Below are 17,732 nucleotides of genomic sequence, written 5' to 3'. Positions count from 1 at the left end.
AGTGGGTGATCCTGAGCACTGCGCGGTGACGGGGGCGCCCAGGCTCTAATCTCATGCTCACAGCCCCCGCCACCCTCCCCCTCTGCCAAAAGCGTGGGGGGACCCCCAGGGAGCTGGTCTCCGACCGCCGCTAGCTACTCAGGAGTCACCACAGTGACCGACGTAACCGGCGCACCTGCTGATGTACTGCACACCCTGTTCCACTCGGACCAGGGCGGACATGAGCAAGTCGTGCTCTGCCAGGACCGCGCCAGCGGTCTCAAGGCCGTCATCGCCATCCACAGCACCGCCCTGGGCCCCGCCCTCGGCGGCACCCGCTTCTACCCGTACGCGAACGAGGCGGAGGCCGTCGCCGACGCGCTCAACCTCGCGCGCGGGATGTCGTACAAGAACGCCATGGCCGGTCTCGACCACGGCGGCGGCAAGGCCGTGATCATCGGCGACCCGGAGCGGGACAAGACCGAGCAGCTGCTGCTCGCCTACGGGCGCATGGTCGCCTCCCTCGGCGGCCGCTACGTCACCGCGTGCGACGTCGGCACGTACGTCGCCGACATGGACGTCGTGGCCCGGGAGTGCCACTGGACGACCGGACGCTCCCCGGAGAACGGCGGCGCCGGCGACTCCTCCGTCCTCACCGCCTTCGGCGTCTACCAGGGCATGCGCGCCAGCGCCCAGCACCTGTGGGGCGACCCCTCGCTGCGCGGCCGCAAGGTGGGCATCGCGGGCGTCGGCAAGGTCGGCCACCACCTGGTCCGGCATCTGCGCGACGAGGGCGCCGAGGTCGTCATCACCGATGTGCGCGAGGAGGCCGTGGGCCGGATCCTCGCGGCGCACCCGGAGGGCGTGAGCGCCGTCGCCGACACCGCGACCCTGATCCGCGTGGAGGGCCTGGACATCTACGCCCCCTGCGCGCTCGGCGGAGCCCTGAACGACGACACCGTGCCCGCGCTGACGGCGAGGATCGTCTGCGGTGCCGCCAACAACCAGCTCGCCCACCCGGGCGTCGAGAAGGACCTCGCCGACCGCGGGATCCTCTACGCCCCGGACTACGTGGTCAACGCCGGCGGTGTCATCCAGGTCGCCGACGAGCTGCACGGCTTCGACTTCGACCGGTGCAAGGCGAAGGCGGCGAAGATCTTCGACACCACGCTGGCCATATTCGCACGTGCGAAGACGGACGGGATTCCGCCGGCCGCGGCGGCCGACCGGATCGCCGAGCAGCGGATGCACGAGGCGGCCGCAGGACGCAGTCTCTGACCTCCGGGAGGTTTGGCCGGTACCCGTCGGCGCACACTTAGAGAGAACTCTCACGTTCGTCGGCGGGTCGCCTGCCGAGAAGTGGTTAAAATCGCGGTTGACCAGCGGGGACGGGGCGCCCCGAGGGTCCTGGACCCGGGCCCGTCCTGCGGGCGACGTACCGTATGGGCGCGGGCTCAGGTACCGTGGAAGCCCTACGGACCGGTCTCTCCGCGGAGAGCCCGTTCCAGATCATGAACGCGTGTCAAGACTCTGGGGCCGTCGAGCCCCGTCACCGAGGGGGTCGAGCCATGGGGCGCGGCCGGGCCAAGGCCAAGCAGACGAAGGTCGCCCGCCAGCTGAAGTACAACAGCGGCGGGACTGACCTGTCGCGTCTGGCCAGCGAGCTGGGCGCTTCGACTTCGAGCCAGCCGCCGAACGGCGAGCCGTTCGAGGACGACGAGGACGAAGACGACCCGTACGCCCAGTACGCGGATCTCTACAACGACGACGATGAGGACGAGGACGATCAGTCCGGTCCGTCGTCGCAACATCGCCGCGGCGCGTAGTGCTTGCAGCGGCTTAGCCGTTGACTGACCCGGTCCGGAGCTTCAGCGCCGGACCGGGTTTCATGCTGCCGCCGCGGGGCTCTGCCCCGGACCCCGCCCCTCAAACGCCGGAGGGGCTGGATTTACGAGTAGTCGCCCACCAGCTCCGCGCCCGTCGCGTGGTCCCCGCGCTCGGTGATCTCGCCGGCCACCCACGCCTCGACCCCGCGGTCCGCCAGCGTCGCCAGGGCCACGTCCGTGGACTCCTCGGGGACGATGGCGATCATGCCCACGCCCATGTTGAGGGTCTTCTCCAGCTCCAGGCGCTCGACCTGCCCCGTCCTGCCGACGAGGTCGAAGACCGGGGCCGGGGTCCAGGTGGAGCGGTCGACGATCGCGTGCAGGTCGTCCGGGATGACACGGGCGAGGTTCGCGGCGAGGCCACCACCGGTGACATGGCTGAACGCGTGGACCTCGGTGGTGCGGGTCAGGGCCAGACAGTCCAGCGAGTAGATCTTGGTGGGCTCCAGCAGCTCCTCGCCGAGGGTGCGGCCGAACTCCTCGATCCGCGCGTCGAGCGAAAGGCCCGCCTGGTTCAGCAGGACGTGCCGGACGAGCGAGTACCCGTTCGAGTGAAGTCCGGAGGCCGCCATGGCGATCACCGCGTCACCCGTACGGATACGATCCGGGCCGAGCAGCCGGTCGGCCTCCACCGCGCCCGTACCGGCGCCGGCGACGTCGAAGTCGTCCGGGCCGAGCAGCCCCGGGTGCTCGGCCGTCTCGCCGCCCACCAGGGCACAGCCGGCCAGCACACAGCCCTCCGCGATGCCCTTGACGATCGCGGCCACCCGCTCGGGGTGGACCTTGCCGACACAGATGTAGTCGGTCATGAACAGCGGCTCGGCGCCGCACACCACGATGTCGTCCATGACCATCGCGACCAGGTCGTGGCCGATGGTGTCGTACACACCCAACTGGCGCGCGATGTCGACCTTGGTGCCCACGCCGTCGGTGGCGGAGGCGAGGAGGGGACGCTCGAAGCGCTTGAGGGCGGAGGCGTCGAAGAGGCCGGCGAACCCGCCGAGGCCGCCGAGGACCTCGGGGCGCTGCGTCTTCTTCACCCACTCCTTCATCAGCTCGACGGCGCGGTCGCCCGCTTCGATGTCGACGCCCGCGGCTGCGTAGCTGGCACCAGTTGTCTCAGACATGGCTATGAGAGCTTTCGTGTCGTACGGCAGGTAGGGCGGGCTCTACGGGCGACGGATGGCGTCGGCCGCGGCCGTGGCTGCGGGACCCGCGGCCAGCTCGGTCTCCAGCAGCTGCTTGCCGAGCAGCTCGGGGTCCGGGAGCTCCATCGGGTACTCGCCGTCGAAGCAGGCGCGGCACAGGTTCGGCTTGGCGATGGTGGTCGCCTCGATCATGCCGTCGATGGAGATGTACGCCAGGGAGTCGGCGCCCAGCGAGGTGCCGATCTCGTCGATGGTCATGCCGTTGGCGATGAGCTCGGCGCGGGTGGCGAAGTCGATGCCGAAGAAGCAGGGCCACTTCACGGGCGGGGAGGAGATCCGGATGTGGACCTCCGCCGCGCCCGCCTCGCGCAGCATGCGCACCAGGGCCCGCTGGGTGTTGCCGCGCACGATCGAGTCGTCCACGACCACCAGGCGCTTGCCCTTGATGACTTCCTTCAGCGGGTTCAGCTTCAGACGGATGCCGAGCTGGCGGATCGTCTGCGAGGGCTGGATGAAGGTCCGGCCGACGTACGCGTTCTTCACCAGACCCGCACCGAAGGGGATGCCGGAGGCCTCCGCGTAGCCGATGGCGGCTGGGGTGCCGGACTCCGGGGTCGCTATGACCAGGTCGGCCTCGACCGGGGCTTCCTTGGCGAGCCTGCGGCCCATCTCCACGCGGGAGAGGTACACGTTCCGGCCGGCGATGTCGGTGTCCGGGCGGGCCAGGTAGACGTACTCGAAGACACAGCCCTTGGGCTTCGCTTCCGCGAATCGGGAGGTGCGCAGACCGTTCTCGTCGATGGCCACGAACTCGCCCGGCTCGATCTCGCGCACGTAGCTCGCGCCGCAGATGTCGAGGGCGGCGGACTCGGAGGCGACGACCCAGCCGCGCTCCAGGCGGCCGAGGACCAGCGGGCGGATGCCCTGCGGGTCACGGGCGGCGTAGAGGGTGTGCTCGTCCATGAAGACGAGGGAGAAGGCGCCGCGCACCTTCGGGAGGACCGTGTGGGCGGCCTCCTCGATGGTCAGCGGCTTGCCGTCCGCGTCCTCCTGGGCGGCGAGCAGCGCCGTCAGCAGGTCGGTGTCGTTGGTGGCCGCCACGCGAGGCGTACGGCCGCCCTCCTTCTTCGGGAGGTCGGCGACCATCTCGGCGAGCTGCGCCGTGTTGACCAGGTTGCCGTTGTGGCCGAGCGCGATGGAGCCGTGCGCGGTGGCGCGGAACGTCGGCTGGGCGTTCTCCCACACGGAGGCGCCGGTGGTCGAGTAGCGGGCGTGACCGACCGCGATATGACCCTGGAGCGAACCGAGCGAGGTCTCGTCGAAGACCTGGGAGACGAGGCCCATGTCCTTGAAGACGAGGATCTGGGAGCCGTTGCTGACCGCGATTCCCGCGGATTCCTGGCCCCGATGCTGGAGGGCGTAGAGCCCGAAGTAAGTGAGCTTGGCGACCTCTTCACCGGGAGCCCAGACTCCGAAGACGCCGCAGGCGTCCTGGGGGCCCTTCTCACCGGGGAGCAGATCATGATTGAGTCGACCGTCACCACGTGGCACGGCTCCGAGTGTAGGCGAGATCGACCACTGGTCCGAATTGGGGAACGCTGCCGCCAATGGATCACCGATCGGCGACCGCCGTGGCGGTTTCTCCGTTTGCGCTGGTCAGCGTGAGGGTTTGCTTATCCAACCGGTAGTTCGCGGTGCCGTCGAAGAGGCGCAGGAGGCCCTTCTCCGTATGCATGAGTGAGGTGTCGCACATCATTCGTGTGGTGGACGGGGCGCCGAGGGTGATATGTCCGTCGCGGACCGTGGCGGCCGCGGTGACGTGGTTGCAGCCGAGGCGGCCGGTGACCTTGCCGGTCTTCTTGTCGAAGGTGAGGTACGCGGAGGTCATCTGCCGGCTCGGCAGGCCGGTCGCCGTGCCGTTGGAGTCACCGAGCGCCGTGATCGTCCACTTCGTCCCGTACAGCGGGGCGCCCTTCTCCCGGGGTTCCTTGGTCAGCCGGATGCGGTCGCCCTCGTGGGTGGTGAGCGTCAGGCCGTCACCCTTGGTCTCGACCGTGAGCGAGTGGTCGGTGAGGGTGGCGGCGAGGGCCCGCTCGAAGGCCATGCGCCGGGGCTCGCAGGCCATCAGGGTCTGGCGGGCGTTCGTCAGTTCGACTCGGTGGTCCTTGAAGGCGGCCTTCGCGCCGAACTCGTTGCAGCCGTAGTCGCCCACGGCGGTCCCGTCCGCGCGGATCCGGAGGTCGGCGTCGGCGGGAGCGCGCCGGGTGGTGCCGTCCACGGTGACGCTGTCGACCTTCCAGTGGACGCCGGACACCTCCGAGGCGACGGAGGTGCTGCCCGAGGTGCTGCCCGTGTCGCTTCCGCACGCCATGACCAGCGGAAGGACGGTCAGGACGGCGAGGGTGAGTCGCTGTTTGTCCCTGCCCAGTTTGTCCATACCGATGGGACGGAAGGGACGGAACAGCGGTTCCCCCCGTTCACCTCATCAGCGGTAGCAGGCCGCTCAGGTCGGCTCGTTCCCCGCTGGCGCTGACCTGGGCCTCCTGGACGGCATCCGCCCAGGTCACGCGCCCGGTCGCGAGCCGGATCCAGGTCAGTGGGTCGGTCTCGACGACGTTCGGCGGGGTGCCACGGGTGTGCCGGGGGCCCTCGATGCACTGCACGACGGCGTACGGCGGGATCCGCACCTCGGTGGAGCCGCCGGGCGCCTTCGCGGCCAGGGCGTCGGCGAGCAGCCGGGTGCAGGCGGCGAGGGCCTGACGGTCGTACGGCACCTTCAGTCCCGGTACGGCGGCGTTCAGGTCGTCGGTGTGGACGACGAGTTCTACGGTGCGGGTGACGAGGTAGTCGGCGAGGGGCAGGGCGCCGACGTTGGTCTCCAGCAGCCGGGAGCCGGGGTACTCGTCGAGCAGCCGGCCGAGGCTCTGCTCGATGTCCGCGAGGTAGGCGTCGAGGTCGGTGTGCTCCTCGGCGAGGTGCCGGGTGAACTCGTCGATGGCCGAGGAGTTGGCGGCGGTGGCGAAGGCCCAGTCGAGCAGCACGGCGTCCTGCTTGGCGGGCTCCGGCTTGTCGAGCGACCGGTGTACGGCGGTCACCGCCATCCCGATGTGCGCGACCAGCTCCCGCACGGTCCACTCCCCGAGCCGGGTCCGCCCGCCCAACTGCTCGGCGGTCAAGGTGCGCACGGCCTCCCGTACGTTCCCGAACTGGGCCAGTACGGCCTTGCGGATCTTGACGGGGTCGTAAGTACGGGCGCGTTTCTTGGCCGGTGGCATGACAGCGAGCCTAGGGGAGACCACCGAGGAGCCGATCACCCGTGCGAGTGATCACCGGCGATAGCCGCCCCCGCTCCGTCGGGACCAGGCAATGCTGGCCTTCGCCTGGAAGGGGGTGCAACATGACGGTTATGGCCGAGCGCACGTCTCAGATGTCGGTGGAGGAGTTCGAAACGATCGCCTCCGCCGCTCCCGAGACCGTCACGTTGGAGTTCATCAACGGACGGATCGGAGTCAAGAAGGTGGCGGACGGAGACCACGACACCATCGTCACCTGGCTGGCCCGGCGCTGTATGCAGACCAGGCCTGACCTGGACCTGTACCAGGGCCGAGGGCTCAGGGTAGAGGCATATCGGGAAGGCAGGGTGAAACCGGATGCGGTGCTCGTACCGGAGGCCCACTTCGCAGGACAGGGTGAGTGGGCCGACCCGGACGGCGCGCTCATGGTCGTCGAGGTCACCTCGTACGACTCGGACACCGACCGGCGGGACCGGCACGAGAAGCCGACCGCGTACGGGCAGGCCGGGATCCCCCTGTACCTCCTGATCGACCGGGACTCCTGCACGGTCACGGTGCACAGCAACCCGGACCGGCAGGTCGGCGGCTACCGCAGCATCCAGACCTCGAAGTTCGGCGAGAAGGTGTCCGTACCCGGCCCCATGGACATCGAACTGGACACGGAGATCCTCAAGAACTACGTCCGCTGAACGCCCGACCAGCCGTGAAGGCCCCGCCCGGATGATCCGGGCGGGGCCTTCACCGTCGTACCACTGCCTACGCGAGCAGCGCCGGGATCGTCCCCTCGTGCGCCTCGCGCAGCTCCTCCAGGGACAGTTCGAACTCGCCCTGGATCTCGACGCTGTCGCCGTCCACGACACCGATGCGCGTGACGGGCAGACCCCGGGCCCCGCACATGTCGTTGAAGCGGACCTCCTCGGAGCGCGGCACGGCGACGATCGCGCGCCCCGCCGACTCGGAGAAGAGGAAGGTGAACGCGTCGAGCCCGTCCGGTACGACCAGGCGCGCTCCCTTGCCGCCGAGCAGCGCCGACTCGACCACGGCCTGGATGAGGCCGCCGTCGGACAGGTCGTGCGCGGAGTCGATCATGCCGTCGCGGGAGGCGGAGATCAGGATCTCGGCCAGCAGGCGCTCGCGCTCCAGGTCGACCTTCGGGGGCAGGCCGCCGAGGTGGTCGTGCACCACCTGCGACCAGGCCGAACCGCCGAACTCCTCGCGGGTGTCGCCGAGGAGGTACAGCAGCTGCCCCTCCTCCTGGAAGGCGACCGGTGTGCGGCGGGCGACGTCGTCGATGACGCCCAGGACCGCGACCACGGGCGTCGGGTGGATGGCCACCTCGCCCGTCTGGTTGTAGAGCGAGACATTTCCGCCGGTCACCGGGGTGCCCAGCTGCTGACACGCGTCGGCGAGACCGCGGATGGCCTCCGCGAACTGCCACATCACGGCCGGGTCCTCGGGCGAGCCGAAGTTCAGGCAGTCGGAGACGGCCAGCGGCTTGGCGCCGGTCGTGGCGACATTGCGGTACGCCTCCGAGAGGGCCAGCTGCGCGCCCGCGTACGGGTCGAGCTTGGCGTAGCGGCCGTTGCCGTCCGTCGCGATCGCGACGCCGAGCCCGGACTCCTCGTCGATGCGGATCATGCCCGAGTCCTCGGGCTGGGCCAGCACCGTGTTGCCCTGCACGAAGTGGTCGTACTGCGAGGTGATCCACTTCTTGGAGGCCTGGTTGGGTGAGCTCACCAGCTGGAGGACCTGCTGCTTGAGCTCCTCGCTCGAAGCGGGCCGCGGCAGCTTGTTCGCGTCGTCGGCCTGCAGCTCGTCCTGCCAGGACGGGCGGGCGTACGGCCGCTCGTAGACCGGACCGTCGTGCGCGACCGTCCGCGGGTCGACGTCGACGATCTTCCCGCCGTGCCAGTAGATCTCCAGGCGGTCGCCGTCCGTGACCTCTCCGATGACGGTGGCGATGACGTCCCACTTGTCGCAGATCTCCAGGAACCGGTCGACCTTCTCCGGCTCGACGACCGCGCACATGCGTTCCTGCGACTCGCTCATGAGGATTTCCTCGGGCGAGAGCGTGGAGTCGCGCAGCGGTACGTCGTCCAGGGTCACGCGCATGCCGCCGGAGCCGTTCGAGGCCAGCTCGCTCGTCGCACAGGACAGACCCGCCGCACCCAGGTCCTGGATGCCGACGACCAGCTTCTCCTTGAAGGCCTCCAGGGTGCACTCGATGAGCAGCTTCTCCTGGAAGGGGTCGCCGACCTGCACGGCGGGACGCTTCGAGGGCTTGGCGTCGTCGAAGGTCTCCGAGGCCAGGATCGACGCACCGCCGATGCCGTCACCGCCCGTACGGGCTCCGTACAGGATGACCTTGTTGCCCGCGCCTGAGGCCTTCGCCAGGTGGATGTCCTCGTGCCGCATCACACCGATGGCACCGGCGTTGACCAGCGGGTTTCCCTGGTAGCAGGCGTCGAAGACGACCTCGCCGCCGATGTTCGGCAGGCCCAGGCAGTTGCCGTAGCCGCCGATGCCGGCGACCACGCCCGGCAGGACGCGCTTGGTGTCGGGGTGGTCGGCCGCACCGAAGCGCAGCGGGTCCACGACCGCGACCGGGCGGGCGCCCATCGCGATGATGTCGCGCACGATGCCGCCGACGCCGGTGGCCGCGCCCTGGTAGGGCTCGACGTACGACGGGTGGTTGTGCGACTCGACCTTGAAGGTGACCGCGTAGCCCTGGCCGACGTCGACCACGCCCGCGTTCTCACCGATGCCGACGAGCAGAGCGTCCGACTGGGGTGCCTTCTCGCCGAACTGGCGCAGGTGCACCTTGCTGCTCTTGTACGAGCAGTGCTCGGACCACATGACGGAGTACATGGCGAGCTCGGCGCCGGTGGGACGGCGGCCGAGGATCTCGACCACGCGCTCGTACTCGTCCTTCTTCAGACCGAGTTCGGCCCAGGGCAGCTCGACGTCGGGGGTCGCGGCCGCGTGCTCGACCGTGTCCAGAGGCGTCCGGCTCATGCGTTGACCAGCTTCTTGAGGATCGAGGTGAAGAAGGGGAGGCCGTCGGTGCGGCCGGTACCGATCAGCGGCTCGGTGGCGTGCTCGGGGTGCGGCATGAGGCCTACGACGTTGCCGGCCTCGTTGGTGATGCCGGCGATGTCGTTGAGCGAGCCGTTCGGGTTGAAGTCGAGGTAGCGGAACGCGACCCGCCCCTCGGCCTCCAGCTTGTCCAGCGTGTACTGGTCGGCCACGTACCGGCCGTCCATGTTCTTCAGCGGGATGTGGATCTCCTGGCCCTGCTCGTAGTCCACGGTCCAGGCGGTGTCCGCGTTCTCCACCCGCAGCTTCTGGTCGCGGCAGATGAAGTGCAGGTGGTCGTTGCCGAGCATGCCGCCCGGGAGGAGGTGGGCCTCGGTGAGGATCTGGAAGCCGTTGCAGATACCGAGGACCGGAAGCCCGGCCTTCGCCTGCTCGATGACCGTCTCCATCACCGGCGAGAAGCGGGAGATGGCGCCGGCCCGCAGATAGTCCCCGTAGGAGAAACCACCGGGGAGGACGACCGCGTCGACCTGGTGGAGGTCCTTGTCCTTGTGCCAGAGGGCGACCGGTTCGGCCCCCGCAAGGCGGATCGCGCGCTGGGTGTCCCGGTCGTCGAGGCTGCCCGGGAAAGTGACGACGCCAATACGAGCGGTCACTTCGCGGCCTCCGCGACTTCCTCCACCTTGACGGTGAAGTCCTCGATCACGGTGTTGGCGAGGAAGGATTCCGCAAGATCGTGGATGCGGGCGAGGGCGGCCTCGTCGACCGGCCCGTCAACTTCCAGTTCGAATCGCTTTCCCTGACGTACGTCGGAGATGCCGTCGAAACCCAGACGCGGCAGTGCGCGCTGCACCGCCTGGCCCTGGGGGTCGAGGATCTCCGGCTTGAGCATGACGTCGACTACGACGCGTGCCACGTGCACTCCCGGTGGTGTGGTGCGGAGCAGGTTCCTGCAGTGGTTTCAGACTACCTGCACAAAATTTCTACGCGCGTCGACTTGTAGGAATCTACGTGACGCCTGTCACGATCCGGCGGGGCGGCGGGCCCCTCCAGGAAATTTCCGGGAAAGATCCCGGATCGACATACGAAACCTATTGCGCTCGGACACGCGGGAGGATTTAGTCGGGCTTCACATTGCATTGTCGGGCACTGTACAAATGAATTGTCAGCGTGCCGCACGAAGGGACCGATTATTCGTGGCGCAGAAGGTCGTGGTCACTCTCTTTGACGACATCGACGGCTCGGAAGCGGCGGAAACGATCGCCTTCGGACTCGACGGCAAGTCGTACGAGATCGACCTGAATCAAGCCAATGCCAAGAAACTGCGTAAGGCGCTCGCGCCGTACGTGGAGGCCGGCCGCAAGCGGTCGAAGTCGGGCCGGACCTACCGGCAGACGGAGGTCGCCCCCGACCCGGCGGCCGTCCGCGCCTGGGCCCAGGCCAACAAGATGGACGTCCCGGCCCGCGGCCGGATCCCCAAGAAGGTCTACGAGGCCTTCAGCGAGGCGCAGTAGCCGCCGCCCGACGACCGGTCACCGGCCCCTCGGGAGAACCGACTTGCGCTGCACCCCTCCTGGTCAGCTAGAGTCTGGAGCACGCCGAGGGGCAAGGCCGAAAGGCCCGGCTCCCGGAGTACATGCGGGTGTAGTTCAGTAGCAGAACATCCCCCTTCCAGGGGGAAGGCGCAGTGTGCAATTCCTGTCACCCGCTCTGCACCGCCGGTCCGGACCACTCTTGTGGATCAGGTAGGCTGGTGCTCGCGCCGATCGGTGGGAGCCGGTCGGAGGCAATGCGGACGTAGCTCAGTTGGTAGAGCGCAACCTTGCCAAGGTTGAGGTCGCGAGTTCGAGCCTCGTCGTCCGCTCTGATTGAAGGCCCCAGTCTTATGGCTGGGGCCTTCGTCGTGTTCGAGGCCTCTCCCCGCCGTCCGTCTGACATTTGTCATGCCGAGTGATGACAGCGCGCACTGCTGACAGGTCCCGGTCGACGGGACGCTGAAGTCATGGACACGAACGAACGCGAACACGTGATTGAGGTCACTGACCTGCGGCGTGTGTACGGGGGCGGGTTCGAGGCGGTGCGCGGAATCTCTTTCTCCGTGCGCCGCGGCGAGATCTTCGCGCTGCTCGGCACCAACGGCGCGGGCAAGACGTCCACGGTCGAACTGCTGGAGGGACTCGCCCGGCCGGCCGGCGGCCGGGTGCGGGTGCTCGGCCACGATCCCCACGAGGAGCGGGCCGCCGTTCGGCCTCGGGTCGGGGTGATGCTGCAGGAGGGCGGGTTTCCGTCCGAGCTGACCGTCGCGGAGACCGCCCGGATGTGGGCGGGGTGTGTGAGCGGGGCACGGCCCCAGGACGAGGCGCTGGCACTCGTCGGCCTCCGGAAACGTGCCGACGTACGGGTGAAGCAGTTGTCCGGGGGTGAGCGGCGGCGGCTGGACCTGGCGCTCGCACTGCTCGGCCGGCCCGAGGTGCTGTTCCTGGACGAGCCCACGACCGGGCTCGACGCCGAAGGGCGCCGGGACACCTGGGAGTTGGTACGGGCGCTGCGCGACGGCGGCACCACCGTGCTGCTCACCACGCACTACCTGGAGGAGGCGGAGGGGCTCGCCGACCGGATCGCGATTCTGCACGAGGGGCGGGTCGCGGTGACCGGGACGCCGGCCGAGGTGACCGCCGCGCAGCCCTCACGGATCTCCTTCCAGCTGCCCGACGGCTACTTCCTCGGGGACCTGCCGCCGCTCGGTGAGCTGGGGGTGTGCGGGCACGAGGTGGACGGGAACGTCGTACGGCTGCGGACGCGGGAGTTGCAACGGGCGGCCACCGCGCTGCTGGTGTGGGCCGAGGGGGCCCGGGTGGAGCTGCGGGGGCTGGACGTGCGGTCGGCCTCGCTGGAGGAGGCGTTCCTGGGGATCGCGCGGGACAGGGCGGTGGCGGCGTGAACGCGGTGGCTCTTGCTCCGGTCGGGCGGCGGCTGCGGGCGCTGGCGCGGGCCGAGCTGACTCTGCTCGGGCGCAATCGCGGTGCGGTGCTCACGGCACTGCTCATGCCGCTGGCGCTGCCGTTCAGCGTGCGGCCCGCGGTCGACCGGGTCGACCTGAAGGCGCAGGGGCTGAGCATCGGCACGGTGACGCTGACGGCCGCGGTCGGGTTCTCCTTCCTGTTCGCCGTGTACACGTCCCTGGTGAGTGCCTATGTCGCCCGCCGCGAGGAACTGGTCCTCAAGCGGCTGCGCACCGGTGAACTCGACGACGTGGAGATCCTGACCGGCACCGCCCTGCCCGCCGTCTGCATCGGCCTGGCGCAGTCCGTCGTGCTCTCCGTCGGCTGCGCCGTGCTGCTTGACGCGGGGGTGCCCCGAGCTCCGTATCTCACCGTCCTGGGCGTGCTGTCGGGCCTGGTGCTGTGTGCCGCGCTCGGTGCGCTGACCGCCTCTTTCACCAGGACCGCGGAGAGCGCCCAGGTCACCGCGATGCCGCTGGTGCTGGTGTCGATGATGGGCTCGGGCATCGCGATCCCCGCGGAGGTCCTGCCGGACCGGCTGCGCTCCGTGTGCGAACTGCTGCCGCTCTCCCCCGCGATACGGCTGGTCCGGGGCGGCTGGACCGGAGAACTGAGCGGGTACGAGGCACTGGGCGCCGTGGCGACCGCCCTGGCCTGGACCGTGCTCGCGGTGTTTGCTGTACGGCGGTGGTTCCGCTGGGAACCTCGACGCTGACAGACGGGGGAGCGGTGATGTTCGGGCTGATACGGGGGTGGCAGCGGCGGTACTGGCGGGAGCGGAGCAAGGCCGAGCGGGTCGAACTGCAGACCCTGGTGACCTGGTACATCACGACCTGGGTCTTCTCCCTGTCCTGGCTGGCACTGCCGCTGGTGGGCGGACTCGAGCGGCGGCCCGCGCCGACGGTCGTCGCGGGCCTGCTTCTCCTGGTGAGCGCGCTGCAGTGCGTGGAGGCCAACCGGCTCACCCGGCCCGTGCTCGACCACTACCTGGGCCGCGCCGAACTCCCGGCCCGCGCCCTGCGCCCCTCCGCCGTCCTGATGGCTCTCGCACTGGCCCTGACCTTGGCCCTTGCCGCGCTGGGCGGAGCCGACGCGGTGACGATCAGGCTGGTCGTCGGTGCCGCGCTGCTGCCCTTCGGGCTGCTGTACGGGCTGGTCGTGTCCATACAGGTGTTCGTACTCAGGTCCGCCGTGCTCGCCGGGGTGCTGATGTTCGCGTTCGCCTGGACCGATCCGGACCCCGCCGGGATCGTCATGATCGGGGTCCTGACCGGCTTCGGGACGCTCTTCTCGCTGCTCGCCTGCCGCTGCGGGGCCTGGACACTGTCGGTGCTCTGGGAGGCGGAACGGGCCCGGGAGGTCGAGGCACGGCTCGCCGTCGCCGAGGAACGGCTGCGGTTCGGGCGGGATCTGCACGACGTGATGGGGCGGAATCTCGCCGTGATCGCCCTGAAGAGCGAGCTGGCCGTGCAGCTGGCGCGGCGCGGGCGGGCCGAGGCGGTGGAGCAGATGATCGAGGTCCAGCGGATCGCGCAGGAGTCGCAACGGGAGGTCCGGGATGTCGTACGGGGGTATCGGGGAGCCGACCTCGGGGTCGAACTCGCGGGTGCACAGGGCGTGTTGAGCGCAGCCGGGATCCGCTGCGAGGTGAGCGGGGAGGCCGGTGGGCTTGAGGTCGGGGTCCAGTCGGTGCTCGGGTGGGTGGTGCGGGAAGCGACGACGAACGTGCTGCGCCACGGGGACGCGGTGCGATGTGACATAGCGCTGCGGACCGGTGAGGGATGCGTGGTGCTGACCGTGGAGAACGACGGGGCCTCCGATTCCGCCGGTGGCGGCGGGTCCGGACTGGCCGGGCTGCGGGAGCGGTTGTCGGCGGTGGGCGGGACGCTGAAGGCGGGCCGGGTGGGGGCGGATGTGTTCCGGGTGACGGCCGAGGTGCCGCTGAGTGTGGAAGAGGTCATGGCATGACCGCGGCCGTACGGCTCCTGCTCGCCGACGACGAGCATCTGATCCGGGGGGCGCTCGCCGCGCTGCTCGCCCTGGAGGACGATCTCGTGGTCGTGGCGGAGGCCGCGTCCGGTCCCGAGGCGCTGGCGATGGCGCGGGCTCACGAGCCGGACGTGGCCGTGCTCGATCTCCAGATGCCGGGCGCCGACGGTGTGAAGGTCGCCACATCCCTGCGGTCCGAATTGCCCGGCTGCCAGGTGCTGATCGTCACCAGCCACGGGCGGCCCGGGCATCTGAAGCGGGCGCTTGCGGCGGGTGTGCGGGGGTTCGTTCCGAAGACGGTCAGCGCGCAGCGGCTCGCGGAGATCATCCGGACCGTGCACGCCGGGAACCGTTATGTGGACCCCGAGTTGGCCGCCGATGCGATCGCCTCCGGGGACTCGCCGCTGACCGCGCGGGAGGCCGAGGTGCTGGAGCTCGCCGCCGACGGGGCGCCCGTCGCGGAGATCGCCGAGCGGGCCGCGCTGTCGCAGGGGACGGTACGGAACTACCTGTCGTCGGCCGTCTCCAAGCTCGGAGCCGAGAACCGTCATACGGCGGTGCGGCTCGCGCGGGAGCGGGGTTGGGTATAGTGGTTCTCGCGCCACGGCGCATGCGAACGTAGCTCAGTTGGTAGAGCGCAACCTTGCCAAGGTTGAGGTCGCGAGTTCGAACCTCGTCGTTCGCTCTGTTTCGGCAAAGGCCCCCGGTTCTCACCGGGGGCCTTTCGCGTTACGACCAGCTCGTGCCCGTCAGGCGCTCGTACGCCTCGATGTACTTCGCCCGGGTCGCGTCCACGACCTCCTGCGGCAGCGGCGGCGGGGGCTGCTCGCTCCTGCGGTCCCAGCCGGACTCCGGCGAGGTCAGCCAGTCGCGCACGAACTGCTTGTCGTACGACGGCTGGGCGCGGCCCGGCTGCCACTGGTCGGCCGGCCAGAAGCGGGAGGAGTCCGGGGTGAGGATCTCGTCCGCGAGGACCAGGGTCTCGCCGTCGAAGCCGAACTCGAACTTGGTGTCCGCGAGGATGATGCCGCGGTCCCGGGCGATGTCCCGGCCCCGGCCGTAGACGGCGAGGGTGGCCTGGCGCAGTCGGGCGGCGGTGTCCGCGCCGACCCGGCGGGCGACCTCCTCGTAGGAGACGTTCTCGTCGTGCTCGCCGACCTCGGCCTTGGTGGCCGGGGTGAAGATCGGCGCGGGGAGTTCGCTGCCGTCGACCAGGCCCTCGGGAAGGGCGAGGCCGCAGACCGTGCGGGACTCGTTGTACTCCAGCAGGCCCGAGCCGGTGAGGTAGCCGCGGGCGACGGCCTCCACCGGGACCATCTGCAGCGACTTGCAGACGAGGGTGCGGCCGGCCCAGTCGGCGGGGGCGCCGGCGGGCAGGTCGGTGCCGATCACGTGGTTGGGGATCAGATCGGCGATCTGGTCGAACCACCACAGGGAGAGCTGGGTGAGGACGCGGCCCTTGTCGGGGATCTCGGTCGGCAGCACCCAGTCGTAGGCGGAGATGCGGTCGCTGGCGACCATGACGAGGTCGCCGGCCTCGTTCTGGTACAGCTCGCGCACCTTGCCGGTGTGGAGATGAACCAGGCCCGGAACCTGGATCGGCTCGGGCTTTTCTACGAATCCGGACACGGTTCCTCCCCGTGGTTCTGTCCAATGGGGTCGATTCTCCCGTATGCCGGGGGTCGCCCCTGGAGTGGGGTGGGTTCGAAAGACGCGGTGACGTGGGCTTACGTGAGTTCAGTCACGTTTGCAGATGCGGTCCAGGAGGTTGGCCGTGGCGCGCTGGACGCGTGTGTCGACGTGGCCCGGACGGTCCAGGGCCGGGGACCAGGCGAAGGTCCCCGAGGCGAAGACCAGAGCGCCGGAAGGGGCGCGGTAGAGAGACGTCTCCTGGTGGCGGAGGACGCCCTCGGAGTCGGTGTACGGGGAGTGGGCGAGCAGGATGCGCTCCTCGTGCTCCGGGAGCGGGGTGCGCGGGAAGTAGCGGTCCGCCTCGCCCGCGACCAGCCCTTCGATCTCGTCGCCCTCATGGGCACCGGTCGCCTCCCACAGCCAGTGGTCGGCGTTGCGGACGACCAGGGGGTGGGGGTCGGGGACCCGGCCCGCGTACTGGATGCCGACCAGTTGCTGCTCGGGGCGGTCGATCTCGCGCCACAGGACGGGCCGGCCCGGGCCCTTGCGCTTGCGGCAGGTCAGCAGGCGGTCGGGGACGCCGGACGGGGACGGGCCCAACTCGACCTGCCAGTACATGGTGTTGGCGGAGAGGAAGACGAGGGACGTGCCGTGCTCGCGGGCGAGTTCGACGGTGCGGCGCATGCCGGCCGACCAGTACTCGTCGTGTCCCGGGAAGACCAGGCCTCGGTAGCGGGTGGGGTCCACGTGCCCCGCGTGCAGGTCGCGGGCGTCGGCGTAGGCGAGGTCGTAGCCGTAGCGCTCGGCCCAGCGGATGAAGTCGTAGGCGTGGCCGACGTGCAGGGGGAGGCCGGCTCCGGCGTACGGCCGGTCGAAGGAGACCGTGGTCGCCGCGTCGGACTCGCCCAGCAGACGGCCCTGCTCGTCCCAGGCGTGGTAGAGACTCGCCCCCGTGCGGCCGTCCTCCGGGTAGAGGTTGTACGCCTGCCAGGTGACGTCCGGCAGCAGCAGGAGCAGGTCCGCGGGGTGCTTGTCGCGGACCGTGAAGGGGATGTGGGAGCGGTAGCCGTCGAGGGTGGTGAGTACGGCGACGTAGGCGCCGATGCTCCAGTAGCTCGGGATCTGCAGGCGCCAGGAGAGCCACCAGTGGTGGCAGGAGACCGTGCGGTCCGCGGCCAGCGGCGGGGGCTGGACGATGCCGGAGAGACGGGGGCTGGTGGTGATCTTGGCTGCGCCGTCGCCTCCGTAGTGGCCGATGCGGTAGATGTCGACGCTGAACTCCTGGGGCGGGTCGACCGTGATGTGGAAGTCGACGGCCTCACCGGGGGCGACCGCGCCGGTGGAGATGAAGCCCTTGATCTGGCGGTGGACGTCGTCCGCGGAGCGGGGGCCGCCGGAGGCTCGCGGGGCCGGGACGCGGGGGGTGTCCGGGGAGTCGCCCGACGACTGCTGGGGGGCGTCCACATACCAGGGGACCACCTGGCCCGTGTCGTCGAAGTACGTCTCGCTGCCGCGGAGCCAGGGCAGCGGGCCCTGGCCGAAGGGGTCGGTCACGGCATGCGCCAGCGCCCCGGATTCCCAGCGGCGGATCTGCTCCTGCCCCATGGTCGCTCCCCTCCCTCGATCCCCGCGGTCGCGTGGTGTGCCTGTCGCATGGTGTGGCGTGCCCGGCTTGTGGCCCTGGCGTACCTGGCTTGTGCCGCAAGCCCTTGCCATGTGCTCGATCGGTCCCAGCACATCACATTGCGCACCCATGTGGTCACTATT

At 69.8% G+C, this 17,732-nt stretch carries 17 protein-coding genes and 3 tRNA genes; 11 read left to right on the top strand and 9 right to left on the bottom strand.

The window, feature by feature from the left end; translation table 11 throughout:
• Positions 1-153: 153 nt before the first annotated feature.
• Positions 154-1,257: a Leu/Phe/Val dehydrogenase gene (locus ACFY1E_RS09350; protein ID WP_389073241.1), complete on the top strand. Its 1,104-nt coding sequence runs from the start codon at positions 154-156 to the stop codon at positions 1,255-1,257.
• Positions 1,258-1,547: 290 nt separating this feature from the next.
• Positions 1,548-1,805: a DUF3073 domain-containing protein gene (locus ACFY1E_RS09345; protein ID WP_115907239.1), complete on the top strand. Its 258-nt coding sequence runs from the start codon at positions 1,548-1,550 to the stop codon at positions 1,803-1,805.
• A 122-nt stretch (positions 1,806-1,927) separates the two neighbouring features.
• Here the strand turns inward: ACFY1E_RS09345 and purM are convergent, their stop codons facing one another.
• The 4 genes from purM to ACFY1E_RS09325 form a co-directional block, all read right to left on the bottom strand.
• On the bottom strand, positions 1,928-2,992 hold the full coding sequence (gene purM, locus ACFY1E_RS09340; RefSeq protein WP_389073238.1) for a phosphoribosylformylglycinamidine cyclo-ligase: 1,065 nt from the start codon (positions 2,990-2,992) through the stop codon (positions 1,928-1,930).
• Between the two features lie 42 nt (positions 2,993-3,034).
• On the bottom strand, positions 3,035-4,564 hold the full coding sequence (purF, locus tag ACFY1E_RS09335; RefSeq protein WP_242767941.1) for an amidophosphoribosyltransferase: 1,530 nt from the start codon (positions 4,562-4,564) through the stop codon (positions 3,035-3,037).
• Positions 4,565-4,625: 61 nt separating this feature from the next.
• Complete coding sequence (locus ACFY1E_RS09330; RefSeq protein ID WP_389073235.1) at positions 4,626-5,450, bottom strand: META domain-containing protein; 825 nt, start codon at positions 5,448-5,450, stop codon at positions 4,626-4,628.
• Positions 5,451-5,490: 40 nt separating this feature from the next.
• On the bottom strand, positions 5,491-6,288 hold the full coding sequence (locus ACFY1E_RS09325) for a sterol carrier family protein (RefSeq protein WP_389073233.1): 798 nt from the start codon (positions 6,286-6,288) through the stop codon (positions 5,491-5,493).
• 122 nt (positions 6,289-6,410) lie between these two features.
• On the opposite strand from ACFY1E_RS09325, the gene ACFY1E_RS09320 reads away from it, so the two are divergent.
• Complete coding sequence (locus ACFY1E_RS09320) at positions 6,411-6,995, top strand: Uma2 family endonuclease (RefSeq protein WP_389073230.1); 585 nt, start codon at positions 6,411-6,413, stop codon at positions 6,993-6,995.
• A 67-nt stretch (positions 6,996-7,062) separates the two neighbouring features.
• Here the strand turns inward: ACFY1E_RS09320 and purL are convergent, their stop codons facing one another.
• The 3 genes from purL to purS are packed head-to-tail and all read right to left on the bottom strand — an operon-like array spanning position 7,063 to position 10,258.
• Entirely contained in the window at positions 7,063-9,321 is a 2,259-nt protein-coding gene (gene purL / locus ACFY1E_RS09315) for a phosphoribosylformylglycinamidine synthase subunit PurL (RefSeq protein WP_389073228.1), read from the bottom strand.
• Positions 9,318-9,998, bottom strand: coding sequence for a phosphoribosylformylglycinamidine synthase subunit PurQ (gene purQ, locus ACFY1E_RS09310; protein WP_389073225.1), 681 nt, complete (start codon positions 9,996-9,998; stop codon positions 9,318-9,320). The genes purL and purQ overlap by 4 nt, the downstream gene beginning before the upstream one ends.
• Positions 9,995-10,258: a phosphoribosylformylglycinamidine synthase subunit PurS gene (gene purS, locus ACFY1E_RS09305; protein WP_007383088.1), complete on the bottom strand. Its 264-nt coding sequence runs from the start codon at positions 10,256-10,258 to the stop codon at positions 9,995-9,997. Before purS ends, purQ begins: the two co-directional genes overlap by 4 nt.
• A gap of 280 nt (positions 10,259-10,538) precedes the next feature.
• Between purS and ACFY1E_RS09300 the strand changes: the two genes are divergently transcribed.
• From ACFY1E_RS09300 to ACFY1E_RS09265, 8 genes are all read left to right on the top strand, one after another.
• Positions 10,539-10,856, top strand: coding sequence for an Lsr2 family protein (locus ACFY1E_RS09300; protein ID WP_389073223.1), 318 nt, complete (start codon positions 10,539-10,541; stop codon positions 10,854-10,856).
• Positions 10,857-10,980: 124 nt separating this feature from the next.
• Positions 10,981-11,052, top strand: a tRNA-Gly gene (locus ACFY1E_RS09295).
• 81 nt (positions 11,053-11,133) lie between these two features.
• Positions 11,134-11,206, top strand: a tRNA-Gly gene (locus ACFY1E_RS09290).
• A 138-nt stretch (positions 11,207-11,344) separates the two neighbouring features.
• Positions 11,345-12,283, top strand: coding sequence for an ABC transporter ATP-binding protein (locus tag ACFY1E_RS09285; RefSeq protein WP_389073220.1), 939 nt, complete (start codon positions 11,345-11,347; stop codon positions 12,281-12,283).
• Entirely contained in the window at positions 12,280-13,059 is a 780-nt protein-coding gene (locus tag ACFY1E_RS09280; protein WP_389073219.1) for an ABC transporter permease, read from the top strand. The genes ACFY1E_RS09285 and ACFY1E_RS09280 overlap by 4 nt, the downstream gene beginning before the upstream one ends.
• A 17-nt stretch (positions 13,060-13,076) precedes the next feature.
• On the top strand, positions 13,077-14,312 hold the full coding sequence (locus tag ACFY1E_RS09275; protein ID WP_389073216.1) for a sensor histidine kinase: 1,236 nt from the start codon (positions 13,077-13,079) through the stop codon (positions 14,310-14,312).
• A complete protein-coding gene (locus ACFY1E_RS09270) occupies positions 14,309-14,923 on the top strand; it encodes a response regulator transcription factor (protein WP_365839374.1) in 615 nt (204 codons plus the stop codon). Before ACFY1E_RS09275 ends, ACFY1E_RS09270 begins: the two co-directional genes overlap by 4 nt.
• Positions 14,924-14,945: 22 nt before the next feature.
• Positions 14,946-15,018 (top strand) — tRNA-Gly (locus ACFY1E_RS09265).
• A 44-nt stretch (positions 15,019-15,062) separates the two neighbouring features.
• Here the strand turns inward: ACFY1E_RS09265 and ACFY1E_RS09260 are convergent.
• Positions 15,063-15,962 (bottom strand): phosphoribosylaminoimidazolesuccinocarboxamide synthase, encoded by a 900-nt coding sequence (locus tag ACFY1E_RS09260; RefSeq protein WP_389073214.1) that lies wholly within the window; start codon positions 15,960-15,962, stop codon positions 15,063-15,065.
• Positions 15,963-16,070: 108 nt separating this feature from the next.
• Positions 16,071-17,570 carry a N,N-dimethylformamidase beta subunit family domain-containing protein gene (locus ACFY1E_RS09255; protein ID WP_389073212.1) on the bottom strand — a complete coding sequence of 500 codons (1,500 nt, stop codon included), beginning with the start codon at positions 17,568-17,570 and terminating at the stop codon, positions 16,071-16,073.
• Positions 17,571-17,732: the final 162 nt, after the last annotated feature.

It is taken from the genome of Streptomyces sp. NPDC001604, from assembly GCF_042893475.1.
Lineage (GTDB): Bacteria > Actinomycetota > Actinomycetes > Streptomycetales > Streptomycetaceae > Streptomyces.
The sequence above is the reverse complement of the archived record's forward strand: the minus strand, read 5'-3'. Positions and strand labels throughout refer to the sequence as shown.